Annotated in this window: 30 protein-coding genes; 11 read left to right on the top strand and 19 right to left on the bottom strand. The window is 64.6% G+C overall.

The annotated features are described in order from the left end of the window. Positions 1 to 81 precede the first annotated feature (81 nt). From IVB07_RS14475 to IVB07_RS14440, 7 genes are all read right to left on the bottom strand, one after another. Positions 82 to 996: a PhzF family phenazine biosynthesis protein gene (locus tag IVB07_RS14475; RefSeq protein WP_247767727.1), complete on the bottom strand. Its 915-nt coding sequence runs from the start codon at positions 994 to 996 to the stop codon at positions 82 to 84. Between the two features lie 121 nt (positions 997 to 1,117). Continuing rightward, positions 1,118 to 1,426 carry an amidohydrolase family protein gene (locus IVB07_RS14470; RefSeq protein ID WP_240550529.1) on the bottom strand — a complete coding sequence of 103 codons (309 nt, stop codon included), beginning with the start codon at positions 1,424 to 1,426 and terminating at the stop codon, positions 1,118 to 1,120. Between the two features lie 380 nt (positions 1,427 to 1,806). Beyond that, positions 1,807 to 3,114, bottom strand: coding sequence for an adenylate/guanylate cyclase domain-containing protein (locus IVB07_RS14460; RefSeq protein ID WP_247337371.1), 1,308 nt, complete (start codon positions 3,112 to 3,114; stop codon positions 1,807 to 1,809). A 31-nt stretch (positions 3,115 to 3,145) separates the two neighbouring features. After that, positions 3,146 to 4,309 carry an ABC transporter permease gene (locus IVB07_RS14455; protein WP_247337369.1) on the bottom strand — a complete coding sequence of 388 codons (1,164 nt, stop codon included), beginning with the start codon at positions 4,307 to 4,309 and terminating at the stop codon, positions 3,146 to 3,148. Further along, positions 4,306 to 5,235: an ABC transporter ATP-binding protein gene (locus IVB07_RS14450; RefSeq protein WP_247337367.1), complete on the bottom strand. Its 930-nt coding sequence runs from the start codon at positions 5,233 to 5,235 to the stop codon at positions 4,306 to 4,308. Before IVB07_RS14450 ends, IVB07_RS14455 begins: the two co-directional genes overlap by 4 nt. Then, positions 5,232 to 6,020, bottom strand: coding sequence for an efflux RND transporter periplasmic adaptor subunit (locus tag IVB07_RS14445; RefSeq protein WP_085351069.1), 789 nt, complete (start codon positions 6,018 to 6,020; stop codon positions 5,232 to 5,234). Before IVB07_RS14445 ends, IVB07_RS14450 begins: the two co-directional genes overlap by 4 nt. After that, positions 6,017 to 6,712, bottom strand: coding sequence for a TetR/AcrR family transcriptional regulator (locus tag IVB07_RS14440; RefSeq protein ID WP_085351068.1), 696 nt, complete (start codon positions 6,710 to 6,712; stop codon positions 6,017 to 6,019). Before IVB07_RS14440 ends, IVB07_RS14445 begins: the two co-directional genes overlap by 4 nt. Positions 6,713 to 6,820: 108 nt before the next feature. On the opposite strand from IVB07_RS14440, the gene IVB07_RS14435 reads away from it, so the two are divergent. The 3 genes from IVB07_RS14435 to IVB07_RS14425 are packed head-to-tail and all read left to right on the top strand — an operon-like array spanning position 6,821 to position 8,042. Continuing rightward, positions 6,821 to 7,156: a metalloregulator ArsR/SmtB family transcription factor gene (locus IVB07_RS14435; RefSeq protein WP_085361698.1), complete on the top strand. Its 336-nt coding sequence runs from the start codon at positions 6,821 to 6,823 to the stop codon at positions 7,154 to 7,156. Further along, on the top strand, positions 7,153 to 7,617 hold the full coding sequence (locus IVB07_RS14430) for an SRPBCC domain-containing protein (RefSeq protein ID WP_085351066.1): 465 nt from the start codon (positions 7,153 to 7,155) through the stop codon (positions 7,615 to 7,617). Before IVB07_RS14435 ends, IVB07_RS14430 begins: the two co-directional genes overlap by 4 nt. Positions 7,618 to 7,628: 11 nt before the next feature. After that, positions 7,629 to 8,042: a GFA family protein gene (locus IVB07_RS14425; protein ID WP_018455590.1), complete on the top strand. Its 414-nt coding sequence runs from the start codon at positions 7,629 to 7,631 to the stop codon at positions 8,040 to 8,042. 43 nt (positions 8,043 to 8,085) lie between these two features. On the opposite strand, the gene IVB07_RS14420 is transcribed toward IVB07_RS14425, so the two are convergent. From IVB07_RS14420 to IVB07_RS14375, 10 genes are all read right to left on the bottom strand, one after another. After that, on the bottom strand, positions 8,086 to 8,496 hold the full coding sequence (locus tag IVB07_RS14420) for a DUF2000 family protein (RefSeq protein ID WP_204511632.1): 411 nt from the start codon (positions 8,494 to 8,496) through the stop codon (positions 8,086 to 8,088). A gap of 63 nt (positions 8,497 to 8,559) precedes the next feature. Beyond that, the gene (locus IVB07_RS14415) at positions 8,560 to 8,949 is read right to left on the bottom strand and encodes a DUF4189 domain-containing protein (protein WP_085396102.1); all 390 of its coding nucleotides are present in this window, start codon (positions 8,947 to 8,949) and stop codon (positions 8,560 to 8,562) included. Positions 8,950 to 9,143: 194 nt separating this feature from the next. Then, on the bottom strand, positions 9,144 to 10,748 hold the full coding sequence (locus IVB07_RS14410) for a molybdopterin-binding/glycosyltransferase family 2 protein (protein WP_018455587.1): 1,605 nt from the start codon (positions 10,746 to 10,748) through the stop codon (positions 9,144 to 9,146). Further along, positions 10,745 to 11,446: an XdhC family protein gene (locus tag IVB07_RS14405; protein WP_247361916.1), complete on the bottom strand. Its 702-nt coding sequence runs from the start codon at positions 11,444 to 11,446 to the stop codon at positions 10,745 to 10,747. Before IVB07_RS14405 ends, IVB07_RS14410 begins: the two co-directional genes overlap by 4 nt. A gap of 2 nt (positions 11,447 to 11,448) precedes the next feature. Continuing rightward, the gene (locus tag IVB07_RS14400) at positions 11,449 to 11,772 is read right to left on the bottom strand and encodes an XdhC family protein (protein ID WP_247337361.1); all 324 of its coding nucleotides are present in this window, start codon (positions 11,770 to 11,772) and stop codon (positions 11,449 to 11,451) included. 9 nt (positions 11,773 to 11,781) lie between these two features. Further along, entirely contained in the window at positions 11,782 to 12,984 is a 1,203-nt protein-coding gene (locus tag IVB07_RS14395; protein WP_085361694.1) for a VWA domain-containing protein, read from the bottom strand. A 132-nt stretch (positions 12,985 to 13,116) separates the two neighbouring features. Next, complete coding sequence (locus IVB07_RS14390) at positions 13,117 to 14,052, bottom strand: MoxR family ATPase (protein WP_026232979.1); 936 nt, start codon at positions 14,050 to 14,052, stop codon at positions 13,117 to 13,119. Positions 14,053 to 14,114: 62 nt separating this feature from the next. Further along, positions 14,115 to 14,921, bottom strand: coding sequence for a xanthine dehydrogenase family protein subunit M (locus IVB07_RS14385; RefSeq protein ID WP_027518800.1), 807 nt, complete (start codon positions 14,919 to 14,921; stop codon positions 14,115 to 14,117). Between the two features lie 33 nt (positions 14,922 to 14,954). Further along, complete coding sequence (locus IVB07_RS14380; protein WP_007602418.1) at positions 14,955 to 15,440, bottom strand: (2Fe-2S)-binding protein; 486 nt, start codon at positions 15,438 to 15,440, stop codon at positions 14,955 to 14,957. 164 nt (positions 15,441 to 15,604) lie between these two features. Next, positions 15,605 to 16,051: a carbon monoxide dehydrogenase subunit G gene (locus IVB07_RS14375; RefSeq protein ID WP_018455582.1), complete on the bottom strand. Its 447-nt coding sequence runs from the start codon at positions 16,049 to 16,051 to the stop codon at positions 15,605 to 15,607. A 184-nt stretch (positions 16,052 to 16,235) separates the two neighbouring features. Here IVB07_RS14375 and IVB07_RS14370 point away from each other — a divergent pair, with 184 nt between their 5' ends. The 3 genes from IVB07_RS14370 to IVB07_RS14360 all read left to right on the top strand — a co-directional run bounded on the left by IVB07_RS14370 (position 16,236) and on the right by IVB07_RS14360 (position 18,910). Next, the gene (locus IVB07_RS14370) at positions 16,236 to 17,591 is read left to right on the top strand and encodes a 3-carboxy-cis,cis-muconate cycloisomerase (protein ID WP_247337359.1); all 1,356 of its coding nucleotides are present in this window, start codon (positions 16,236 to 16,238) and stop codon (positions 17,589 to 17,591) included. Positions 17,592 to 17,627: 36 nt separating this feature from the next. Beyond that, positions 17,628 to 18,410, top strand: a complete 783-nt coding sequence (gene pcaD / locus IVB07_RS14365; protein WP_018455580.1) for a 3-oxoadipate enol-lactonase — start codon at positions 17,628 to 17,630, stop codon at positions 18,408 to 18,410. A gap of 107 nt (positions 18,411 to 18,517) precedes the next feature. Further along, the gene (locus tag IVB07_RS14360) at positions 18,518 to 18,910 is read left to right on the top strand and encodes a carboxymuconolactone decarboxylase family protein (RefSeq protein ID WP_085351059.1); all 393 of its coding nucleotides are present in this window, start codon (positions 18,518 to 18,520) and stop codon (positions 18,908 to 18,910) included. Here IVB07_RS14360 and IVB07_RS14355 read toward each other — a convergent pair. Further along, the gene (locus IVB07_RS14355) at positions 18,872 to 19,408 is read right to left on the bottom strand and encodes a hypothetical protein (RefSeq protein ID WP_018455578.1); all 537 of its coding nucleotides are present in this window, start codon (positions 19,406 to 19,408) and stop codon (positions 18,872 to 18,874) included. The two genes, IVB07_RS14360 and IVB07_RS14355, sit on opposite strands and share 39 nt — an antisense overlap. Positions 19,409 to 19,746: 338 nt before the next feature. Between IVB07_RS14355 and IVB07_RS14350 the strand changes: the two genes are divergently transcribed. From IVB07_RS14350 to IVB07_RS14330, 5 genes are all read left to right on the top strand, one after another. Then, positions 19,747 to 20,664, top strand: coding sequence for a branched-chain amino acid ABC transporter permease (locus tag IVB07_RS14350; RefSeq protein ID WP_018455577.1), 918 nt, complete (start codon positions 19,747 to 19,749; stop codon positions 20,662 to 20,664). Positions 20,665 to 20,675: 11 nt separating this feature from the next. Beyond that, positions 20,676 to 21,995 (top strand): high-affinity branched-chain amino acid ABC transporter permease LivM, encoded by a 1,320-nt coding sequence (livM, locus tag IVB07_RS14345; protein WP_018455576.1) that lies wholly within the window; start codon positions 20,676 to 20,678, stop codon positions 21,993 to 21,995. Continuing rightward, complete coding sequence (locus IVB07_RS14340; RefSeq protein ID WP_018455575.1) at positions 21,992 to 22,825, top strand: ATP-binding cassette domain-containing protein; 834 nt, start codon at positions 21,992 to 21,994, stop codon at positions 22,823 to 22,825. The genes livM and IVB07_RS14340 overlap by 4 nt, the downstream gene beginning before the upstream one ends. Further along, positions 22,822 to 23,562 (top strand): ABC transporter ATP-binding protein, encoded by a 741-nt coding sequence (locus IVB07_RS14335; RefSeq protein ID WP_018455574.1) that lies wholly within the window; start codon positions 22,822 to 22,824, stop codon positions 23,560 to 23,562. Before IVB07_RS14340 ends, IVB07_RS14335 begins: the two co-directional genes overlap by 4 nt. A gap of 156 nt (positions 23,563 to 23,718) precedes the next feature. Beyond that, on the top strand, positions 23,719 to 24,837 hold the full coding sequence (locus tag IVB07_RS14330) for a branched-chain amino acid ABC transporter substrate-binding protein (RefSeq protein WP_018455573.1): 1,119 nt from the start codon (positions 23,719 to 23,721) through the stop codon (positions 24,835 to 24,837). An 81-nt stretch (positions 24,838 to 24,918) separates the two neighbouring features. Here IVB07_RS14330 and IVB07_RS14325 read toward each other — a convergent pair whose 3' ends face one another. After that, complete coding sequence (locus IVB07_RS14325; RefSeq protein WP_085351056.1) at positions 24,919 to 25,305, bottom strand: response regulator; 387 nt, start codon at positions 25,303 to 25,305, stop codon at positions 24,919 to 24,921. Between the last annotated feature and the right edge of the window lie 51 nt (positions 25,306 to 25,356).

The following is a 25,356-nucleotide window of genomic DNA, read 5'->3' as shown; positions in this document are numbered from 1 at the left end:
GCCTTGCCACGCAGCACGAAGAACGTGGATGCCCGGGCCTTCGCGTCGCCGAAGCGGCTTCGGCCGCGCAGGCGTAGAGAGCTAACCCTCCCCATCAAGCCTCAACGTCCCTTCCATCATCTGCACGCAGCTGCCGCCGACATGGGCGGAGACGATCTTGCCGTCCTGCTTGCGCACGCGCGTCTGCAGGATGCTGGGCCGGCCCATGTCAAAGCCCTGGCCGACCGTGAGCCTCAACTCGCCGTCGCGCCTGGGATGGAGATCGGCGAACAGCGCGGCGGCTGCGACGGTTGCGCTGCCGGTCGCGGGATCCTCGGTGAGGCCGCTGGCGCCGCGCATGAACATGCGCGCCTGGCGCTCACATGGCGCCTCCGCTGCGGGCACGTCACGGGTATAAAACCACACCGAGCGGGCGCCATCGCGTGGCAATATCTTGCCATAGGCCGCGGCATCCGGCCGGGCCCGCTTCAGCGCCTCGCGCGAATGCAGCTCCAGCACGAGAAACGCGTTTCCGACGGTGACGACGTGCGCTGCGTGGTTGTCGGTCTTGATGTCATCCGCGCCGAGCGAGATGCAACTCGCGGCTTCAGCAGGTGACAGTGGCGCATACCGCGCCAGCGGCTGCGGCGCGGTCAGCTCCGTTCTGACCACCCGGCCCTGCTCCCGCACGATCTCGACCGGCACGAGCCCCGCCTTCTCCTCGAACAGCAGGCGAGGTTTCGGCTCCTTCGCCAGCGACGCCAGCACGAAGGCTGTGCCGACATTGGGATGACCGGCAAAGGCGATCTCCAACACCGGCGTGAAGATGCGCACTTCGGCGTCGTTGGCCTTATCGCGCGGCGGCAGTACGAAGGTCGTCTCCGAATAGTTGAACTCGGTCGCGATCGCCTGCATCTGCTGCGTGGAGAGCCCGCCGGCATCCAGCACCACGGCGAGCTGGTTGCCGCCGAAGGCGCGGTCGGTGAACACGTCGACGGTGATGTAGCGGCGCTGCATCTTCGCTTCCTCTTCACGCAAGCGCAGCCTCGGTCGGCTGCATCGCCGGCACTCTACAAGCCGGCGACATCGCCCGTCATGCCCCAAATAGAGTGCAATCGGAGCAATCGCGGAAGACGGATCAAAAGCGGCAGAGCGAACGTGGCGATGCGAGCACTTGCGCGCGTTCACTCTGATCGACGATCAGCCCATCGATAAATCGCCGGTTCTTCGCGTAGCTTTGCGCCTTCTCGAACTGCGTGTGCGGCCAGTCGCTGCCCCAGAGCAGTCGATCGAGGCCGTACGCGTTGCGCAGCAGCGGGTAGGCCGTCTTCGCAAAATCTTCGCCGGCCGCGCCGTTGCGATACGGCGCCGAATCTACTCGGCCTCCAGCGCGAGATCCCGCGCAGTCCGCCATCAGCGTTCGCGACGCCGGGCTGGCGGACTTCACCGGCCCGGCTTCGTCTCTGCCGCGAGTTAGTACGCGGACGCCGTGTTGGGCAGGCAAGGCGGCTGTGCGTAAGGCGCAGAGGCATACGCGCCTGCTGCCGGAGCCCTGACGCAGTCGGCCGCCACGTGAGTTGCGGCGCGGCGCGGCACGCTGTCCCGCGCCGATGCGGCCTGGCTTTGCGTGACAGCGGCGATCAGGGCGGCTGCAACAAGGATCGATCGAGTCATTGGCTTTCTCCGGGTAACAAAGGGAAGCTGAGATTTTCGGCTTCCACCGTGCAAGACCCAAAGCTACCAAGGATATTTCATCACGCGCCTTCAACGAAACGCGAGCCGCTTCAACGAAACGCGACTCACAAGTGAAGGCGCAGGCGGCGGCCCTCACCCCAGTTGAAACACCGCCACCTTCTGCTCATAGCCGCGCACCTCGACCTCCCCAAGCGACACCGCATCGTCGCCGTCCTCGCCCAGCGCCTCGCGGACCGCCGCCGAGATCAAGAGCTGCGAGCCGAACTCCTTGTTCAGCGCCTCCAGCCGGGAGGCGAAGTTCACGGTGTCTCCGATGACAGTGTATTCCTTGCGCCGGGGCGAGCCGATATTGCCGGCGACGACCTCGCCGAAATGGATGCCGATTCCGATTCTGAGCGGCCAGCTCGTCTGCGCGTTGATGCGCGCCATCGCGGTCAGCATCTCGCGGCCCGCGGCGACCGCGCGGTGCGCGGCGTCGGAGGTCTCCAGCGGCGCGCCGAACAGGGCCAGAAAGCCGTCGCCCAAAAACTTGTTCACGATGCCCCCCTCGCGGTCGAGAATGTCGACCAGGACGGCGAAGGCGCCGTCGAGCCGGTCGACCACCTCCTGCGGCGTGCGCGACTGCGCGCCGGCGGTGAAGCCGCGGAAATCGACGAACATCACGGCGACGCGGCGGAGGTCGCCGGCGACGCTCGTCCCCGCCGCCATCAGCCGCTCCACGACCTGTGGCGACACGTGCTGACCGAACAGGTTGGTCACCCGGTCGCGCGCGGTCGCTGCGGCAATGCTTGCGGCGAACTGGCGGCGGAGCTGCGCACCGACCGCGCCTGCAAGCACGCCGCAGATCAGGATGATGGTGCTTCGAACCGCGTGGAAATAGATCTGCGGCTCGCCGCTCCCGCTGGCGGGATCGAAGATCAGCGCCACAGCGAGCAACTCACCCGCAGCGACGAAGCCGGTGAAGGTGGACAGCCAGAAGTCGAGCCGCAGGGTCGAGAGGATGACGAAAATGAAATAGATCAGCGGCACGACGAAGCCGAGCGCCTGGCTCGCGCCCATGCTGCGGATCTGCAGGATCAGGATGACGGTCGGCAGCGAGGTCTCGATCAGCGCGCCGATATAGCGCCGGATCACCGGCAGATCGCGGTCGAGCTTGAGGTTTAGCCTGATCTGGCTGTGGACCCAGACCTCGAACAGGATGAAGCCGGTCAGGAGACCATAGACCTCGGCAAGCCCCTCCGTGCCCCGCCAGACCCGCTGCACCACGGAGGAATTGACGAGGTAGATCGCGGTGAGGAACACGACGATGACGCAGCCCGTCGTGATCAGCGCCCTCACTCGCACGAGCTCGGTGCGCAGCACCTCGCGCGTCAGCTCGCGCTCGAAGTCTTCGGACATCACGGCATGCTGCCGGGCCTTCCTGCTCGCAAAACTGACCATTCCGCCCCCTTGATTCCAGGGGCATCTTGCCTCAATCCAGCGTGCGGCGGAAGCGCGTCACGGCGATGGTCATGGCGAGCAGCATCAGGACCGCCAGCGCCAACGCGTCGAAACGCAAATTTTGCATGCTCGCACCCTTCAGCATGATGGCGCGGACGATGCGCAAATAATGCGTCAGCGGCAGGCACTCACCGACATATTGCGCCCAGGCCGGCATCCCGGCGAACGGGAACATGAATCCGGACAGCAAGATGCTCGGCAGGAAGAACATCATCGACATCTGCATCGCCTGGAGCTGGTTTTGCACCAGCGTCGAGATCGTGTACCCGATCGCCAGATTGGTCGTGATGAAGAGCGCCGAGAGCAGCGCCAGCAGGAACAGATTTCCGAGCACCGGCACGCCAAACAGGCCGACCCCGATGCCAATGATGAGGAACGCCTGCACGAACCCGACCAGCACGTAGGGAATGATCTTGCCGAACATCACCTCGACCGGCTTGATCGGCATCGACAGCAGGCTCTCCATCGTGCCGCGCTCGACCTCGCGCGTGACCGAGAGCGCGGTGAAGATCAGCATGGTCATGGTCAGGATGGTGCCGACGAGGCCCGGCACGATGTTGAGGCTCGACGCGGCGGCGGGGTTGTAGCGGGCGTGCGCGCGGATCTCGAACGGCATCTCCGGGGGATCTCCGATGTAGAGATCGTGCTTGAGTGCGGTCTGCACGACCATGCCGAGCGAGCCGATCGCCGCGCTCGCCGCCACTGGATCGGTGGCGTCAGCCGCGACCAGCAGCGCCGGCTTATCGCCGCGCCGCACTGCCCGCTCGAAGCCGCGCGGGATCTCGACGCCGAACAGAACCTTGCCGGATTTCAGGAGATTGTCGAAATCTTCGACGTCGTGGACTTCGTAGAGAAAGCGGAAATAGGCGGTGTTCTCCAGCGCCTTCAGGATCGAGCGTGCGAGATCGGAATCCTCCTGAAGCAGCACCGCGCTCGGCAGATTGTGCGGCGTGGTGTTGATGGCATAGCCGAACAAGAGCAGCTGCATCACAGGCAGCATCACGATCATCGCAAATGACACGCGGTCGCGCTTGAGCTGGATGAACTCCTTGATCAGCATCGCATAGGAGCGCCTCCAGAAGCCGAAGCGCTCCCGGATCGCGTGCTGGGGTTCAGGATGATCGACCGCGCTCATTGGAAATTGTCCTTGGAACGGCTCATCAATTCGATAAACACGTCTTCCAGTGACGGCGATGATTTGTGCCAATGCAGTCCGCTTTTTTCGCGCCACGGCGCGATGCGGGCCTCGAGCGCGGCGACGTCGCGGCCGGAGACGTGCAGCGACGTGCCGAACGGCGCCACCATGTCGATTCCCGGCTTGCCGGTGAGCGCAGCCGTGAGCTCGTTCAGGTCCTCGCCCGTCACGGTGTAGGTCGTCAACGCGGATTTCGCGATCACCTCGTCCACGGTGCCATGCACGAGCAGATGGCCATAGGCGATATAAGCAATCTCGTGACAGCGCTCGGCCTCGTCCATGTAGTGGGTCGAGACCAGCACGGTGAGACCGTCGGCCGCGAGTGCATGAATCTCGTTCCAGAAATCGCGCCGCGCTTTGGGATCGACGCCGGCGGTCGGCTCGTCGAGCAGCAGCAGTTTCGGACTGGGCAATGTGCAGGCACCTAGCGCCAACCGCTGCTTCCAGCCGCCGGAGAGTTCGCCCGCGAGCTGTTCCTCGCGCCCCGAGAGCCCGATCCGCTTGATCATGTCGCGCGCGGCGCCGCGGGCGTCGGCAAGGCCATACAGCCGCGCGACGAATTCGAGATTCTCGCGCACCGACAGGTCCTGATACAGGCTGAACCGCTGGGTCATGTAGCCGACCTGGCGCTTGATCTTTTCGGCGTCCTTCAGGATGTCGTAGCCGAGGCAGGTGCCCTCGCCGCTGTCGGGTGTGAGCAGGCCGCAGAGGATGCGGATGGTCGTCGTCTTGCCGGAGCCGTTCGGCCCGAGGAAGCCGTAGATCGAGCCGCGTTTCACCTGCATCGACAGATCGTGCACGACCTCCCGGCCGCCGAACGACTTGGTCAGGCCCTTGACGTCGATCGCGATGCCATTGCCGCTCATCGTTTGTCCGCCACCGGAGTTTTTGGATTGAGATAGACGTCGATCGGCTGTCCGACGCGCAAGGCGTCGGGACGCGAAGGCCGCGCCTGGATCAGATAGACGAGCTTGTTGCGCTCCTCGAGGCTGTAAATGACAGGCGGCGTGTATTCGGCCGAGGTTGCGATGAAATAGATCTTTGCGGTGAGATCGGCGGCGCAATTGTCGCACGCGATCCGCACCGTATCGCCGATCGCAAGCTTCGGCAGCTCGGTCTCCGGCACGAAGAAGCGCAGCTTCATGTTGCCGGGGGGCATGATCGAGAGCACCGGCCGCTGCGCCGCCACCATCTCGCCCTCGCGAAAATAGATCTGCTGGATGGTACCGGCGACCGGCGCAAAGCCCTTGCGCCGCGCCATCCGCGTCTCCGAGGTCGCCACCCGTGCCTCGGCGACGCGCAAGGCGGAGACCGCCGAGTCGAGATTGGCCTGCGTGCCCGAGCCGGTCTTGCTCAGCGAAGCCGCGCGATCGTAGGTTTGCTGCGCATTCGCCAGCGTCGCCTTGTTCTGATTGAGATCGGCAAGCTGGAGATCGTCGTCGACGGAATAGAGGTGATCGCCGACCTTGACCTGATCGCCCTCGCGGACATTGAGCTTCGTCACGCGACCCGCCTCGTCTGGGCTAACGAAGATCATGTCAGCCTCGACCCAGCCCTGGAAGCCGGGATCACGCTTGTCCTTACAACCGGCAAGCCCGGTCGCGAGGACCGCGATCAATGCGAGTACAGAAATTGCTTGCGACGGCCTCATGTCGTGCTCCGTTCGCCAAAAATCAAATCGAGATGAACGCGCAGCATGTCCTGCGCGTCGAGCGGCGCGTGCCGCGCAAACAGGCTCTGCCAGATCACCGCGATCATCGCGGGTGCGACCAGGATCTGCGGATAGTGCGCCAGGTTCTTCTGGCGGATCTCGCCGCGGGCGATGCCGAGCTCGATCAGGGCGCGCATGGCGGAGATGCCGCGCGAGACGACCTCGCGGTAGTAGAAGTCGGCCACGGAGGGAAACCGCGGCCCCTCGGCCACGATCAGGCGCACGAGATCGCCGCGCCTGGTGCCGATGACCTCCTTCAGGAAGTTACTCGCAAACGCCTCGACCAGATCGCGCACCGAGCCCGCCGGTGGCGGCAATGCCGTCAACCGGGTCACGACAGGCACGATCACCGTCCGGACCAGCTCCTCGAACATCGATTCCTTGTCCTTGAAGTGCAGGTAGATGGTGCCCTTGGCGACACCCGCACGCTTCGCGATGTCGTCGAGCCGCGTCGCGGCAAAGCCCCGCGCGATGAATTCCTCCATCGCGGCATCCACGATCGCCGCGCGCCGCTCCGCCGCGCGCGTGGCACGGCTCGACGCGGGCACCGCGTCCTCGCCAGCGTGTGAATTGGCCTTCGCGTTCGCGCGAGCTGCGGGCGGCGTGGCGGCTTTGGCGGGTTTCCTGGTCATCTATCTGATATGACTGACCAGTCAGTCATAGTCAAGACATCGCTGCGGACCCAATCTGGTCCACAAATTAGTATTGACTAATTCATTAGCGACGGCTAATCTAATTCTATGATCGAAGCCGCCCCAAATCCGGTTACCACCGTCATGCGCGCCCTCGCGGACCCGACGCGACGCGCCGTCTTCGAACGCGTGTTCGAGAGCACGGAGATCAGCGTCGCTGAACTCACGCGGGGAAGTGGCGTGACGCAAGGCGCGATCTCGCAACATTTGAAGTCCCTCAAGCAGGCCGGCCTCGTCGCCGAGCGTGCCGAGGGCCGCAACGTCTATTACCGTGCCGCGCCGCAAGGCCTCGAACCGCTGGTCTCCTGGATGGACCATTACGGCGTGTTCTGGCGCGAGCGCTTCCAGAACCTGCGTGACCTCTTGAAGGAGATCGAGCCGTGAGTGCTGTTGAATTGAAAGCCGAGACAAAAGACATCGTCATCGACGAGGTGCTCCCTCATGCGCCGGAGACGATCTGGAAGGCGCTGACCAGCGCCCAGCTGATCGCGCGCTGGCTGATGCCGCCGACCGGTTTCGAGGCCGTCGAAGGCAACACTTTCACCTACCAGACCACGCCGGGCGGCGCATGGGATGGTGTCATCCATTGCCGGGTCCTGGAAGTCATGCCGAACCGCCGCCTCGTCTACGCCTGGAAGGGCGGCGATGAGCGCAACATTGGCTACGGCGCGCCGCTCGACACCGTCGTGACGTGGTCCCTCACCCCGGTCGAGGACGGCACGCGGATCCGTCTGGTTCATGCGGGCTTCGTCTTGCCCAGGAACGAATCGGCCTACACGGGCATGAGCGGCGGCTGGAAGAAGGTCGTCCGCCAGCTCGACGAGATCAGCGGCGAAGACAAGTAAGGAGTAATCGCATGACCAAGCCCTATACCGGCGGCTGCGCCTGCGGCGCGATCCGCTATTCGATTGCCGGTGAGCCGCTGTTCAGCAATCACTGCCAGTGCCGGGACTGCCAGCGCGAAAGCGGCAGCGCCCACGGCTCGTACATGACATTCGCACGCGACGGCGTCACGGTGACGGGCGAGGCAAAGCATTGGGACATGGTCGCCAACAGCGGCAACGTGAAGACGCGCGGTTTCTGCACACAGTGCGGCGTGCCTGTGTACATGACCTTCGCGGCACAGCCCGACGTCTTCACGATCCGCGCCGCAAGCCTCGACGAGCCCGCCCGCTACAAGCCGCAGGCGGTCACTTTCGCCGCGCGCGGACATCACTGGGATCGTCTTGACCCTGACCTGCCCAAATTCGCGGGCATGCCGCCGGGGTGAGGCATCGCAGGTGGAAGCGCGCGCAAGACCGCGCGCGTTCACGTCAACTATGAAACTTCAACCCGTCGACGATCTTGTCGATCACCTTGCGCTCCGCGCGCATCGCGAGACCGACGAGATCGAGATCGGTGCGCGCCACTGCCCTCACCACCTCGCGGTTGGCCGCATCATGAGTGGTCTTGAACATGTCCTCGGTATAGACCGCCGGCTTGACGTTGCGCGTCAGGGCCCGATCGAGCGCGCGCGTCAATGCGGGACCGTCGGCCCCATAGATCAGGATCGGCTGACCGATCAGCGCGTGATATTTCGTGCCCGACGCGTCCTCATAGGGCTCGCCGATGCATTCCGGAAAGGCCGCGGCGATGCCGCTGGTGAGGAAGGCCGCGACGTTGAGCTTCTGCCAGGCTTGAAGATCGGTACGAATCACGATGGCGATCTTGGTATCGAACTGCATGCAACTCCCCGACTGTCATTCCGGATTCGATGCTACGCACGATCGGAATGACTGCAACAGGAATCAACCCTTGGCGTCGCAGGCCCAGGCGCGGATCACGCATTCCTTGCCGCCGTATTTGTAGCATTCGCGCGTGGCGGCATTGAGCGTGGTCGATATCTTCGGCTTGACGGCATAGCCATAGGCGCCGCAGGGATTGGAAAGATCGACCGACATCGCGGCGCAGGCGCGCTTCATCGTCACGGTCGTGCAATCGCCCTTGCACTGCTTCTGCGCCGCCGCACGGGCTTCGTGCTCGGCGCCATAATCAAAGGCCTGGCCGTAAGCGCCGCACTTGCCGACCGCAAATGCACCGGCGGCATGCGCATCCGTGATATGGCGAGCGCTCGCGATGCAGACGGACAGCGCAAAGAAAAACATCGCGCAACGGCGCGCGACGACGTTCGAAGCCATGGAAAAACCCCTCCCCCCAAGGCAGGTGAAGGTGACTGTAAGCGGCGGTTGTTTCCAGATGGTGAACGGGGCGTTGAATTGAGGCCTGGGCGGCGCGGTAGGTGGGCAAAGCGACGCGTGCCTACCAATCAAACACCACCGTGTCGAGGGATGGTCGGCACGGCGCTGCGCGCCTTTGCCTACCCTACGAACCGCTATCCCCGCCGTGCCGCTTCCAATGCCTGCGGCGTGTCGATGTCGAGGAAGGCGCTCTCGCCGTCGACCGGCACTTCGGCGACGGCCTCGGTGTGCTTGGCGATCAGATGGCGCGCGCCGACATCGCCGTCGAGCGTCATCAACTCCTTGAAGAAGCGGCGCGACCACAGCACAGGGTTGCCGCGGCGACCTTCGCTGACGGGCACGACGATGAGATTGCCGCGGTCCGGTGCGAACGCGTCGATGAGACGGTCGATCAGGCCGGCGTCGATCAGCGGCATGTCGCCGAGGCAGACCACGGCGCCGTCGGACGCCTCGGGAACGGCCGCGATGCCCGCCTTGACCGAGCTTGCGATGCCGCCGGCAAAATCCGGATTTTTGACAAAACGCACCTTCAGGCCCTGCAAGGCTTGTTCGATCAGCTCGGTCTGATGGCCGGTGACGACGATCACCTCGGACGCCTTGGAGGCCAGCGCCTGCTCGGTCGCTATTCGCACCAGCTTCTTGCCATCGAGCTCGGCCAGTAGCTTGTTCGGCCCACCCATCCGGGTCGAGCGGCCTGCTGCGAGCACGATGACCGCGACCTGGTTGTTGCCCTCGATCTCCGGTTTTGCGCGCGGCTGCGGGCGCGTGACGATCTCCATCAGGAGGCCGCCAACACCCATGCCCATCAGCTCGGACCGCGTCACCTTGATGCCCGCGAGCAGCCGCATCAGCACCCAGTCAAAGCCGTTCTCGACCGGCGAGCGCGCGCAGCCGGGCGCGCCCAGCACCGGCACGGCGCCGGCCCGGGCAATCAGCAGCAGGTTGCCGGGATCCACCGGCATGCCGAAATGCTCGATCTCGCCGCCGATGCCGGTCACGGCCGCAGGGATCACGTCGCGGCGGTCGGCGATCGCGGATGCACCGAACACGATCACGAGCTCGGCGCCAAGTCCCAGCAGTTCCTTGATCGCAGCCGACAGCGCCTGCTCCTCATGCGGAACCCGCCGCTCCGCGATGATGCCGGCTCCGGCTGGCGCCAGCCGCTCGGCGGTGACCCGCAACGTCTTGTCGATCACCTTGGAGGACAGGCCGGGCAGCAGCGTCGAGACCACGCCGACGCGCTTGATGACGTAAGGCGCGATCTTCAGAACGTCGCGACCCGCGGCCTTCACCGCGGCATCACGCAAGTTTCCTTTGACGCCGAACGGGATGATCTTGACGGTGCCGACCATCTCGCCCTCGACCACCGGCTTGTAGGCGGAGAGCGTGGCAAAGGTAATGGCCTCGTCGATATTGTTGATGCGGTCCACCGCGGCGCGATCGATCACCAGCACGCCTGGCTGCGCGGCGAACAGATTGGCCCGGCCGGTGAAGGCGCGCTCGACATGGATGCCCTCGCCGCCGACCGCGAGCGCGATGCTGGCGGCAGCGATGTCCTCGGAGACATCGCCCTCCTCCATCCGCACCACCACAACGTCCTTGATGCCGGCGCGCTCCAGCGCCTCGACCTCGGCCGGGCCGATCGTCGTGCCCTTTTTCAGCACCAGCGGTCCCTGGCGCAGGGTGTGGACGGTCACCCCGCCGATCGCATCCCTGGGACTCGCCGGGCCGAACTTCATGCGGCTTCTTCTTTTTCTTTGGGCGGCAGGCGAAGCACCGCCGTGATCTCGGCCATGATCGAGACCGCGATCTCGGACGGCGAGACCGCGCCGATCGGAAGCCCGATCGGCGCGTGGATGCGCGCGATGTCAGCCTCCTTGGCGCCTTGCGCCCGCAGCCGGTCGCCGCGCTTGGCGTGCGTCTTCCGCGATCCGAGCGCGCCGATATAGAAGCAGTTGCGCTCGAAGGCGTGCAGCAGCGCGGGATCGTCGATCTTGGGATCGTGCGTTACCGCGACGAAGGCCGTGTAGGCGTCGACGTTGAGCAGCGGCAGCGCCGTGTCGGGCCATTCCGCGACCAGTGGAACGTCGGGGAAGCGCTCGGGGCTCGCAAAGGCCGTGCGCGGATCGACCACGGTGACGTCGTAGCCGAGCGAGCGCGCCAACGGTGCCAGGGCCTGGCTGATATGGACGGCGCCGACGATGACGAGCTTTGCGGTCGGCGCATAGACGTTGAGGAAAAGCTTCTTGCCGCCGGCTTCGACGCTGGCGCTTTTGCCCATGCGAAGCTGCTTGTCGAGCTCGGCGCCTAATGGATCCTTGGCAAAATCCTTGGCCTTCACCAGGCGCTGCTCACCACTCTCGGTGTCGGTGACCAAAATCACCGCGCGGCGCGCGGCGCGCTCGGTATTGAGTTCGTGCAGGATCTCGAGCTTCACGGCTAGCCGACTTTCTCGACGAAGACGCGGATGGTGCCGCCGCAGGAGAGCCCGACATTCCAGGCAGTCTCGTCGGCAACCCCAAACTCCAGCATCCTGGGCTTGCCGCTCTGGATCACATCCATGGCCTCCGTGACCACGGCGCCCTCGACGCAGCCGCCGGAGACGGACCCCAGGAACGTGCCCTCGTCGTTGATGACTAGGCTCGAGCCCGCCGGACGCGGTGCCGAGCCCCAGGTCTCGATCACGGTGGCGAGCGCGACGCCACGGCCGGCCTTCTGCCAGTCCTCCGCCGCCTTCAGAATATCCTCGTCGCGATCGAGCATGGCTACCTCTCAGGCTGCGGAGCGGATCAAGCTGCGGTGATGCGGCGGCAGCGGCCGGGAGAGCGTGGTGATCAGCTCCTGGATCGAGCTCAAATTATGTACCGGACGGAATTCGTCAACGTGCGGCAGCATCATTTTGATGCCCTGGGCCTTGGCCTCGAAGCCGCCAAACCGCAGCAGCGGGTTGAGCCAGATCAGCCGCCGGCAGGAACGGTGCAGCCGGTCCATCTCGAAGGCGAGCTTGGAATCGGCTTCCCGCTCCAGCCCGTCGGAGATCAGCAGCACGATGGCGCCCTGGCTCAGCACGCGCCGCGCCCACAATTTGTTGAAATTGTGCAGGGAGGCCGAGATCCGCGTGCCGCCGGCCCAGTCCTCGACCGAGGCCGAGCAGCTCGCCAGCGCCTCGTCGGGGTCGCGCTGGCGCAGCGCCCGGGTCACGTTGGTGAGGCGAGTGCCGAACAGGAACACCGAGACACGTTTTCGCGCGTCCCCTATGGCATGCAGGAAATGCAGGAACAGGCGGGTGTACTCGCTCATCGAACCCGAGATGTCGAGCAGCGCGACGATCGGCGCCGGTTTCTCGATCCGCCCGAGGCGATGGATGTCGATGATGTCGCCACCGGTGCGCAAGGACGCGCGTAAGGTGCGGCGCAAATCGAGACGAAGCCCGCGCGCATCGGGCCGGTGCCGGCGCGTCAATAGCTCGGCCTGCGGCAGCCGCATCCGCTCGACAGCGCGGAGCGCTTCGGTGATCTCGGCCGCGCTCATCTGAGCGAAATCCTTCTTCTGAAGGATTTCCTTGTCGGAGACCGACAGGCGCAAATCCTGCTCCTGGTGCTGCGGCGTCTCCGTCATGCGCGGCTGCGACATCGCCTCCTGGACGCGGCGGGAGCCGGCCTGCGGCTTCTTCTTGGCCTGCTCCGGCAGCGGCACCGAATCCAGCATGTGCTTCCACTCTTCCGACGCCCGGAAGAACAGGTTGAAGGCCTGTTTGAAGATCAGCGCATGCTCGTGGCGCTTGACGAAGATCGCCTCCAGGGTGGTGAAGACGTCGGCGCGGTGGCCGATGTCGATCACCTCAAGCGCGCTCATGGCATCGATGACCGCACCCGGCCCAACCGGCATGCCGGCCGAACGCAGCGCGCGGGCGAAGCCCACGATGTTGTCGGCGAACTGCTCGGTCTGCTCAGGCGCAAGGTGGTTGATGGCCATGGTCTTTCCTCGCTCCGTCATTCCGGGGCGTCGCGAAGCGACGAACCCGGAATCCAGAGATTGTGGCGCGAGATTCTCAGGTGCGCAATTGCGCACCAGAGTTCACGCTCCCGCGCGCCCCGGAATGACAAGTCACTCGCTCGTCGCGTCCTTCAGCACCTTCTGCAAGGTGTCGCCCTGCATCCGCGTGATGTCGTCCTGGTATTTGAGCAGCGCGCCCAGCGTGTCGCCGACCACTTGCGGGGTCAGCGAGCGGGCGTCGAGCTCCGACAGCGCAGTGGCCCAGTCGATGGTCTCGGCAACGCCCGGCGATTTGTAGAAATCCTGATTGCGTAGCGCCTGGACGAAGCGCACGACCTGCTGCGACAGTTTCGCGGAGATGCCCGGCACGCGCGACTTGACAATCGCGAGCTCACGATCGGCATCGGGATAATCGACCCAGTGATAGAGACAGCGCCGCTTCAGCGCGTCGTGGATTTCGCGGGTGCGGTTGGAGGTGATGATCACGATCGGCGGATGCGGCGCCTTCACGGTGCCGAATTCGGGAATCGTCACCTGGAAGTCGCTGAGGATTTCGAGCAGATATGCCTCGAACGCCTCGTCGGCGCGGTCGAGCTCGTCGATCAAGAGCACCGGCGGTCCCGCAACGTCGGGCTCCAGCGCCTGCAGCAGCGGCCGCTTGATCATGTAGCGGTCGGCGAAGATATCGGAGGAGAGCTGATCGCGATCGGTGTCGCCGGCGGCTTCCGCCATCCGGATCGCGATCATCTGCGCGGCGCTATTCCATTCGTAGACCGCCGAGGAAACGTCGAGGCCTTCGTAACACTGCAGGCGGATCAGCTTCCGCCCCAAGGCCGCCGACAGCACTTTTGCGATCTCGGTCTTGCCGACGCCGGCTTCGCCTTCCAGAAACAGCGGCCGGCCCATGCGCAGCGACAGATAGGTCACCGTGGCCAGCGATCGCTCGGCGAGATAGCCGCGCGACGTCAGGAGTTCGAGCATCGAATCGACCGATGCCGGCAATACAACTGAAGTATTGGCACCGGACGTATTGGCCGCTGAGGTCATGAAAAAGCCAGTCTCGCTACGCCCTCACCGGGGACAAGTTTGGGCCGAGGCGTGAGGATCACTCACTCCTTGGCGTTGGCGGCGTCGAGGGCGCGCCGCGTCAGCACGCCGATAAGATGCGCGCGGTATTCGGCGCTGCCATGGATGTCGCTGTTGAGGCCGTCCGCGGGCACCTCGATGCCGTCAAGCGCCTTCGCGGCGAAGCGCTTCTTCAGGGCTTCCTCGAACGCGGTGACACGGAACACGCCTTCGGAGCCGGCGCCGGTGACCGCGACCCGCACGTCGGAGGGACGCCGCGCCACGAACACGCCGACCAGCGCGTAACGCGAGGCCTGGTTGCGGAACTTGATATAGGCCGCCTTCTTCGGCAGCGGGAACATCACCTTGGTGATGATCTCGTCGGCTTCGAGCGCCGTCGTGAACAGGCCCTGGAAAAACTCCTCCGCCTTGAGGCGGCGCTTGTTGGTGACGATGGTGGCGCCGAGCGCAAGCACGGCAGCCGGATAGTCCGCTGTCGGGTCGTTGTTGGCGAGCGAGCCGCCGATCGTGCCCTTGTGGCGCACGGCGGGATCGCCGATCTGGCCGGCCAGGTTCGCGAGCGCCGGGATCGCCTCGCCGACGATGGCGGAGCTTGCGACCTCGGCATGCCTGGCGGTGGCACCGATCACGAGCGCGCGGCCCTTCATCTCGATCGTGTTGAGCCCATCGATATGGGAGAGGTCGACCAGATGCGGCGGGCTGGCGAGGCGCTGCTTCATGACGGGAATCAGCGTGTGGCCGCCGGCGATCACCTTGGCATCTTCGTTCTTCACCAGGAGGTTGGCGGCCTGCCGAACGGTCCCGGGGCGATGGTATTTGAAATCGTACATCTGAATGTCCTGATCGCAGAGTGCGCGCGAGGTTTACGCGAGATCGGATTTCGCCATCGCCTTGGCGCCGGCGGAGATCGAGGTGACGATGTTCTGGTAGCCGGTGCAGCGGCAGAGATTGCCTTCCAGCTCCTCGCGGATGGTGTGGTCGTCGAGCTCGTTGCCCTTGCGATGGACGATGTCGATCGCGGTCATGATCATGCCGGGCGTGCAGAAGCCGCACTGCAGGCCATGGTGTTCGCGGAAGGCCTCCTGCATCGGATGCAGCGGCGCGCCGTCGGCGGCCAGGCCCTCGATCGTCTTGACCTCGTGGCCATCGGCCATCACGGCGAGCGTGGTGCAGGACTTCACGGCCTTGCCGTCCAGATGCACGACGCAAGCGCCGCACTGCGAGGTGTCGCAGCCGACATGGGTGCCGGTGAGCCGCAGATTCTCGCGCAGGAACTGCACCAGCAGGGTGCGGGGATCGACATTGGCCGTGACAGGATTGCCGTTCACGATGAGGGAGATTTTTGCCATAAACACTCTCTATCAGCGCCCCGACGGGTCCCGTCGAAGCGGTTCTTATAATTATTCCAACCCATCATATGGGCCATTATGCCCCGGGGCAACATCACCGGGAATGCAAGGCGCCATGACAAAACGCGATATGCCGAAAGGCGCAATGCTCGAGGTATTGGCCTTCAGCCCTGTACCGCCTTGGCGAAGTTCGCGAAAAATTCGTCTGCCAGTTTCTTGGCGGCGCCGTTGATCAGACGCTGGCCGAGCTGCGCCAACTTGCCGCCGATCTGCGCCTCGACCTCGTAAGACAAAAGCGTGCCGCCGTCCTTCTCCGCAAGCTTGACCACGGCGCCACCCTTGGCAAAGCCGGCCACCCCGCCCTCGCCTTCGCCGGAGATCTTGTAGCCGTTCGGCGGGTCGAGATCGGACAGCGTGACCTTGCCCTTGAAGCGCGCCGACACCGGACCGACCTTCATTTTCGCCGTCGCGCGAAAGCCGCCATCGTCGGTCTTCTCCAGCTCCTCGCAGCCGGGGATGCAGGCCTTCAGCACCTCGGCATCGTTGAGCTTGGCCCACACGGCCTCGCGCGGCGCCGCAAGCTGGACTTCGCCGTTCATCGTCATGGCCATTGGGTGCCTCCCGGGATACCGAACTTGGATCGCGCAACTATAATGCAGCTCAAGTACCGCACGGAGGCGGCAAAAGAAAGGGTGGCCCTCGGTCACGTGCAATGCATATTCGCAACTGCAAAAAGCTTGCGCCGCCGGTTTGGGATTGGCACAGGCGGGTCATGGTGGTTAGGTCCCGCACAATATGAGCACATCCCTCTCCCCCCTGCTCGCGCCGATGCTGTCGAGCGTGGCCATGCGCGCGGTCTGCGACGACCGGTCGACCCTTCAGAATATGCTCGATTTCGAGGCAGCCCTCGCCCGAGCCGAGGCGGCCACGGGTGTGATTCCCGCGTCCGCGGTGGGCCCGATCGAAGCCGCGTGCAAGGCCGATACCTTTGACATGGCTGCGCTGGCCGAGGCCGCGACTCGATCCGGCAATCTCGCGATCCCCTTGGTCAAGACTCTGACCGCCAATGTCGGCAAGGGCGACGCCGAGGCCGCACGCTACGTGCATTGGGGCGCGACCAGCCAGGACGTCATCGACAGCGCGACCATGCTCACGCTTCGCGCCGGCATCGATGCATTGGACGCCGATCTCAGCCGCGCCATCAAGGGCTTTGCCGCACTTGCGCGCAGTCATCGCAACACGGCAATGGTGGCGCGAACCTGGCTCCAGCACGCCCTGCCGATGCCGTTCGGACTGAAGGCCGCCGAATATGCCGCAAGCCTTGCCCGCGCCCGCTGCCGCCTCAGGCGGCTGCGCCGCGAGGGCCTCGCACTGCAATTCGGCGGCGCGGCCGGCACGCTTGCGGCACTTGGCGACAAGGGGCTCGTCGTTTCAGAACGGCTGGCGCAGGAGCTGAACCTGCCATTGCCAGAAGCCCCCTGGCACACCCACCGTGACCGCATCGCGGAAGCCGCATCAGCCTTCGCGATTCTCGCCGGAAGCTGCGGCAAGATCGCGCGCGACGTCTCGCTGCTGATGCAGACCGACGTCGCAGAGGCGTTCGAGCCCGCCGGGGAAGGCCGCGGCGGCTCCTCGACCATGCCGCACAAGCGCAACCCGGTCGCAGCCGCAAGCGCGCTCGGCTGCGCGACCATGGCGCCTCAGCTCGCAGCGACGATTTTTGCCGCACAGGTGCAGGACCACGAACGCAGCGCCGGTCCCTGGCACGCGGAATGGCCGACGCTGCCGCAATTGATGCTGGTCACCTCCGGCGCGCTTGCCGCCATCGTCGACATCGCCGAGGGTCTCGATGTCGATGCCGCGCGCATGCGCAGCAATCTCGATGCGACGCACGGGCTGATCATGGCGGAAGCGGTTACCTTTGCGCTGGCCGAGACGATGGGCAAGAGCGATGCGCATCATCTGATCGAGGCCGCGAGCAAGCGCGCGGTCGCCGAGAAGAAGCATCTGCGCGAGGTGCTCGCAGCCGATTCGCATGTCACTGCGCATCTTTCGCCGGACAAAATTGCGGCGTTGCTCGAGCCGATGGCCTATCAAGGCGCTTCCCAAGCCCTGATCGATCGCCTGCTCGACAGCCTCGAACGCGAATAAAGCAGTCCTGCGCGCAAATAAAACGGAGACGCCCGCATGCCCATGATCGATGCCGACGGTTGCCTGATCAACGTCTCCGTCGAGGGCCGCGACGGCGGGCCGACGCTGATGCTCTCGAACTCGCTCGGCTGCACGCTGCAGATGTGGGAGCCGCAGATGAAGGCACTGACGCAGATATTCCGCGTCATCCGCTACGACCGCCGCGGCCACGGCAAGTCCAACGTTCCGCCCGGCCCCTACACCATGGAGCGCTTCGGCCGCGACGTGCTCGCCATCCTGGACGACCTCAATATCGAAAAAGTGCACTGGTGCGGCCTGTCGATGGGCGGCATGGTTGGGCAATGGCTCGGCGCGAACGCGCCGGAGCGCTTCGGCAAGCTCATCCTCGCCAACACCTCCTGCTACTACGCCGAGCCGACCAAATGGCTCGAGCGCATTGACGCGGTGAAGAAGGGCGGCATCGCCGCCGTCGCCGACGCCGTTATCGCCGGCTGGCTCACCCAGGATTTCCGCGAGCGCGCGCCCGACATCACCGCCAGGATGAAGGAGATGCTGCTGGCCTCGCCGCTCGAAGGCTATCTCGCCTGCTGCGAAGCGCTGTCGACGCTCGACCAGCGCGCGTTGCTGCCGAACATCAAGAACCCGACACTGGTGATCGCCGGCCGCCACGACATGGCGACGCCGATTTCGGCGGGTGAATTGATCCGCTCAAGCATTCCCGGCGCGAGCATGACCATCATTGACGCCGCCCACATTTCCAATGTCGAGCAGCCGCACGCATTCACCGACGCGGTCGTGGGCTTTTTGACGCAACGCTAGCCACAACCGTCGTTGGGAGCACAGCGATGCAACCAGAAATCCGTCTGCCGTGAGAGACTGGATTGCTTCGTCGCTTCGCTCCTCGCAATGACGAAGGAGGAAACAGCATGGACGACCAGAAACGCCGCGATGCCGGTATGAACGTGCGCCGAAAAGTGCTGGGCAATGCCTGGGTCGACAAGTCGATCGCGGGTCGCAATGCATTCAACACCGATTTCCAGGACATGATCACGCGCTACGCCTGGGGCGAGATCTGGACGCGGCCGCATTTCGACGAGCGCACGCGGCGGGTGCTGGTGATCGGCACCATGGTTGCGCTTGGGCAATGGGATGAATTCCGCCTGCATGTGCGCGCGGCCCTCGCCGAGGGTGGCTTCACGCCCAACGACATCAAGGAAATCCTGCTGCAGCAGGCGATCTATTGCGGCGTGCCGGCGGCGAACCACGCCGTCAAGGAAGCCTCAGCGATTGTGCAGGAGCTCGGCCTGCTCAAGACCTAGCGGCGGGGTGGCCTCGACGGGCTTCTGAACGATCTTGGGCGCCGCCGCGGGCCGCTCGATCACCACCACGATGGCGGCACCGAGCAAGAGCAGAAGTTCGGTGGCGTGCAGCCGCAGCGCGGCCATCTCGCCGACCTTCGAGGCCATGATCATGCTCGCAAACGAGATCAGGCTGCCGATCGCAAGCGCAATGCCGAGCGCTTCGTCGCTGCCGCCGTTCTTGCGGATACGGGGGATGCAGAGCAGCGCAAGGTAGATCGCAAAGAACGCCACCACCGTTAAGCGCCCCAGCGCCAGCAGCCAGGCGGCGCGCACCGTGTCCATCCCCGCCATCTGGAGATGGTCGCTGAGGAAAAGAGCGACTGCGACGCTCGGCCGCTCATAGAGGCCGTGCACCGGCGCCACCATGATGTTGAAGGCAACGAGGGTCCAGGTCGGGATGAAATAGGCCGCCAGAAGTGCGCCGTTGACCGAACCGATCCGCCAGTTTCCGAACATGCCGCTTCCCGCTTCGTTTGGCCGCGCCTTCGATGAAAGGCTCTGCCGGGAGCTAACTCGCATCAGACTGTGGCGGCAATTTAAACCCTTTGTTTACCTTAACTGCCTCCCGACAGGCATCCGATGGCGCTGACGGAGCCGGTTCCGCCCATTGCGGGGGAACCGGAGCGCCAAATGATCTCTGTAAAAGCCTTGATGCGGAGGCGAGGCCGGTTGCAGCCGCCAGTTCCCTCCTGTTACAAAACGAGAATGCTTAAGGGCTGCCGGGGCCCGAGAAGAAACCAGCACTCTCTCGAAGAGCTCCCTTTGAGCCGCGTCAGATTTGGGTACGGCAGCCTATGGATTATTTCGCCCAGCAGCTCATCAACGGTCTCGTGCTCGGCTCGATCTACGGGCTGATCGCGATCGGCTACACGATGGTCTACGGCATCGTCGGGATGATCAACTTCGCCCATGGCGATGTCTTCATGATCGGCGGCTTCATCGCCCTGATCACCTTCCTTCTGCTGGTCTCGACGGGCCTGACTGCGGTCCCGGTGATCCTTTTGATCGTGATCCTGGTCTCGATGGCGATCACCGCCCTGTATGGCTGGACCATCGAGCGCATCGCCTACCGTCCGTTGCGCCACTCCTTCCGCCTCGCGCCGATGCTGTCGGCGATCGGCATGTCGTTCGTGCTGACCAACTATTCGCAGGTGGCGCAAGGCGCGCGGGTGAAGCCAGTGCCGCCAGTGATCACCGGCGGCTATACGCTGCACGAGAGCGCCGATGGCTTCGTCATCCAGCTCTCCAATATCCAGATCGTGGTGGTCATCACCACCATCGTGCTGCTGGCGATCTTCACCTGGCTGGTGTCGCGCACACGGCTCGGGCGCGACATGCGCGCCTGCGAGCAGGACCAGACCATGGCGGCGCTGCTCGGCGTCAACGTCGACCGCACTATCTCCATGACCTTCGTGATCGGCGCTGCGCTCGCCGCAGTGGCCGGCCTGATGTACCTGCTCTATTACGGCCTGGTCGATTTCTTCATGGGCTTCGTCGCCGGCATCAAGGCGTTCACCGCGGCCGTACTCGGCGGCATCGGCTCGCTGCCCGGCGCCATGCTCGGGGGGCTCGCGATCGGGCTGATCGAGACGTTCTGGTCGGCCTATTTCTCGGTCGAATACAAGGATGTCGCCGCGTTCTCGATCCTGATCGTCGTGCTGATCTTCATGCCGACCGGCCTGCTCGGCCGCCCCGAAGTCGAAAAAGTCTGACGGTCGCGCGCGTGAAAGCTCCCTCGATCAATACCGCCAAAACCGCATCGGGCATCCCCGCTCTCCTGAAGACCGCCTGCGTCAACGCACTGATCGCGCTGGTGCTGTTCTCGCTGATGGTCGGCGTCCGCACCGAAGCCGGTTCCGACGGCCAGCTCACCTATTGGACGCGCTTCGGCGAGGTCGCCTCCCTCGTCGCCGCGGTATTCGGCGGCTCGATCGTGCTCGAGCTGCTCAAGCAATGGATCGGTCCGACCGGCGCCGAGAAGCTGGTGCCGCCGGCGGTGCAGAGCGGAATGTCGTTCCTCGGCCGCTATCTCGCACCGGCGCTTCTGATCTTCACCCTGCTGGTGCCTGTGATCTTCTATGACCAGCGCTACATCCTAGATCTCGCCATCCTCGTGCTCACCTATGTGATGCTGGGCTGGGGGTTGAATGTCGTGGTCGGGCTGGCTGGCCTGCTCGATCTCGGCTATGTCGCCTTCTATGCGGTCGGCGCCTATTCCTACGCGCTGCTTGCGACCAATTTCGGCTGGTCATTCTGGATCTGCCTGCCGCTAGCGGGCGTCCTCGCCGCATTCTGGGGCGTGCTGCTCGGCTTCCCCGTGCTGCGCCTGCGCGGCGACTACCTCGCGATCGTGACGCTCGCCTTCGGCGAGATCATCCGCCTCGTCATCATCAATTGGCAGGATCTGACCGGCGGCCCCAACGGCGTCTCCAGCATTCCCCGCCCCTCTTTCTTCGGCATCCCGCTCGACAATAGCGACAACGGCCTCGCAGCCAGGCTCGGCATCGAATATTCGCCGACCCACCGCATCGTCTTCCTGTTCTACCTGATCCTGGCGCTCGCGCTGCTCACCAACTGGGTGACGATCCGGCTGCGCCGCCTGCCGATCGGCCGCGCCTGGGAAGCCCTGCGCGAGGACGAGGTCGCCTGCCGCGCGCTCGGCATCAACACCACGACCACCAAGCTCACGGCATTCGCGACCGGTGCGATGTTCGGCGGCTTTGCCGGCGCGTTCTTTGCGACCCGCCAGGGCTTCATCAGCCCGGAATCCTTCACCTTCCAGGAATCGGCGCTGGTGCTCGCCATCGTCGTGCTTGGCGGCATGGGCTCGCAGCTTGGCGTCGCGCTCGCAGCGCTCGCCATGATCGGCGGTTTCGAACTGTTCCGGAGCCTCGAGAGCTATCGCATGCTGGTGTTCGGCATGGCCATGGTGCTGATCATGATCTGGCGGCCGCGCGGCCTGATCGGCCATCGCGCGCCGACCGTGTATCTGACCAAGGCCCACGCGATCTCATCCGACCTCGTCAAGGAGGGGCACGGATGAGCCGCGACCAGATTCTCGAGGTCGACCGGCTCACCATGCGCTTCGGCGGCATCGTCGCGGTGCAGGACCTGTCGTTTGCTGCCGAGCGGAAGAAGATCACCGCGCTGATCGGACCCAACGGTGCCGGCAAGACAACGGTCTTCAACTGCATCACCGGGTTCTACAAGCCGAGCGGCGGCGCCATCCGCCTCGGCCATGACGACGGCAAGGTGATCGCGCTGGAGCGGCTGAACGATTTCCGCATCGCGAAGCAGGCCAAGGTCGCCCGCACCTTCCAGAACATCCGCCTGTTTCCCGGCATGACGGCGCTGGAAAACCTGATGGTGGCGCAGCACAACGCGCTGATGCGCGCCTCCGGCTTCACCTTGCTCGGGCTCATTGGCGCGCCCGTCTACCGCGACGCCGAGAAGCGCGCGATCGATCTCGCCACCGACTGGCTCAAGCGCGTCAATTTGCTCGATCGCGCCGACGATGCTGCCGGTAATTTTGCCTATGGCGACCAGCGACGACTCGAGATCGCACGCGCGATGTGCACCGAGCCCGCGCTCTTGTGCCTGGACGAACCCGCCGCCGGCCTCAATGCGCGCGAGAGCGCCGCCCTGAGCGAGCTGCTGCTGTCGATCCGGAACGAGCTCGGCACCTCGATCCTGCTGATCGAGCACGACATGTCCGTGGTGATGGAGATCTCCGACCATATCGTGGTGATGGACCACGGTGTGAAGATCTCTGAAGGCTCCCCGCGCGAGGTTCGCGACGATCCGAAGGTGATCGCCGCCTATCTCGGCACCGATGAGGAAGAGGCGGCGGCCGTGATGGAGAGCGGGTCGTGACGTCGCCCACTGCCCTGCTCGCGATCCACGGCCTTCGCGCTGCCTACGGCAAGATCGAGGCGCTGAAGGGCGTTGACCTCGAGATCAATGCCGGCGAGATCGTGGCGCTGATCGGCGCCAACGGCGCCGGCAAATCGACGCTGATGATGACGATCTTCGGCAAGCCCCGCGCCCGCGCCGGCCAGATCCTGTACGAAGGCCGCGACATCACCGAAGTGCCCACCCACGAGATCGCGCATTTGCGCATCGCGCAATCGCCGGAAGGCCGCCGCATCTTCCCGCGCATGAGCGTGGCGGAAAATCTCCAGATGGGGGCGGACGCCACCGAATGCACCGACGCCGAACGCGAGGTGACGCTACAACGCGTGTTCACGCTGTTTCCGCGGCTGAAGGAACGCTACGGCCAGCGCGGGGGAACCCTGTCTGGCGGCGAGCAGCAGATGCTGGCCATCGGCCGCGCTTTGATGAGCCGCCCTCGCCTGCTCCTGCTTGATGAGCCCTCGCTCGGTCTGGCGCCGCTGATCGCGCGCCAGATTTTCGATGCGATCCGCACTCTGAACCGGCAGGACGGCCTGACCGTGCTGATCGTCGAGCAGAACGCCAACCACGCGCTCAAGCTCGCCCATCGCGGCTATGTCATGGTCAATGGCCTGATCACCCTGGCCGGGACCGGTGCCGAGTTGTTGCAGCGCCCCGAGATTCGCGCCGCCTACCTGGAAGGCGGCCGGCACGGCTGAGGCCGCCAAGGCGAACCCGTGCGGCCGAATTTGGCGATATCTCTGCCAATGCCCGTATTTTGCCGGTGACTTCTCCTCGAATTCATTCAAGAATGGCGCCGGTTTGAACCGGGCATGCCCGGTAACTTCCACAGGCGACCACCCTCGAGGTATCTCATGAAATCACTGAAGCTCATCGGTCTGGCATTCGGCGCATCGATCGCGCTGTCGAGCGCGGCATTCGCGCAGGATGTCACCGTCGCAGTCGCAGGTCCGATGACCGGCGGCGAGTCCGCCTTCGGCCGCCAGATGAAGAACGGCGCCGAGATGGCCGTAGCCGATATCAACGCCGCCGGCGGCGTCAACGGCAAGAAGCTCGCGTTGTCCGTCGAGGACGACGCCTGCGATCCGAAACAGGCGCGCTCGATCGCCGAGAAGATCGCCGGCGCGAAAATTCCGTTCGTGGCCGGGCATTATTGCTCGTCCTCGTCGATCCCCGCGTCGGAAGCCTATGCCGACGGCAACGTGCTCCAGATTACTCCCGCCTCCACCAATCCGAAGTTCACCGATAGCGGACTGTGGAACGTGGCGCGCGTCTGCGGCCGCGACGACCAGCAGGGCCTGGTCGCCGCCCAGTTCATCGCCAAGAACTACAAGGGCAAGAACATCGCCATCCTCAACGACAAGACCACCTACGGCAAGGGTCTTGCGGACGAGACCAAGAAGGCGCTCAACAAGGCCGGCGTCACCGAGAAGATGTACGAGTCCTACAACAAGGGCGACAAGGACTTCAACGCGATCGTCTCGCGGCTGAAGCGCGACAACATCGATCTCGTCTATGTCGGGGGCTACCATCAAGAGAGCGGCCTTCTCCTGCGCCAGATGCGCGACCAGGGCCTGAAGACCGTGCTGATGGCCGGCGACGCACTCGCCGACAAGGAATACGCCTCCATCACCGGCCCGGCCGGCGAAGGCACGCTGTTCACCTTCGGCCCCGATCCGCGCAACAAGCCGACCGCGAAGAAGATCGTCGAAGCCTTCAAGGCCAAGAACATCGACCCCGAGGGCTACACGCTCTACACCTACGCAGCGATGCAGGTCTGGTCGGAGGCGGCCAAGAAGGCCGGCACCACCGACGCCAAGAAGGTCATGGCAGCCATCAAGGCCGGCAAGTGGGATACCGTGATCGGGCCGATCGAGTATGACTCCAAGGGCGATATCAAGCAGCTCGACTACGTCGTCTACAAATGGGACGCCAAGGGCGGCTACGCCGCGATCAGCGGCAACGGCACCTAAGCACGCTTGCCGGGGCCTGAAGGCCTCCTCCAATCATCATCGCGCCCCGGCTCGCCCGGGGCGTTTCTTCCTGCGTCAGGATCAGACTGCTGCTTGTATCGCGCCGTCCACCGCGCCTTGGGCCTTCCTCAGTGCTTCAAGAAGATCGTTCGGCCGAAACGGCTTTTGCAGGCAGACCACGCTGGCGAGGTGGGGCGATTGTTCCATGAAGTCCAGCGCCGTCATCCCCGACACGGCAACGACCGGGAGGCTCGGTGCAAGCTCGCGCAGGGTCGTGATGACCTCGACGCCACTGGTATCGCCGAGGAAAATGTCCACGATTGCCGCGTCGAAGCCGACCTCGGTGAAGGCTTTCACCCCGGCTGCGCCGCTGTCGGCCTCAACGACCTCATAACGGTTGACGCGCAGCACGATCGCGACCATCGCACGGACGTCCTTCTGGTCGTCGATGATGAGAACGCGGGGCATAGGGAACAACTCCCGGATCCTGAAATCAAAATGCCTGGTTCAAACCTGGAA

It is taken from the genome of Bradyrhizobium sp. 172, from assembly GCF_023101065.1.
In the GTDB taxonomy this organism is placed as follows: Bacteria; Pseudomonadota; Alphaproteobacteria; order Rhizobiales; family Xanthobacteraceae; genus Bradyrhizobium; species Bradyrhizobium canariense_D.
This window is presented reverse-complemented; position numbering and strand designations above follow the sequence as displayed.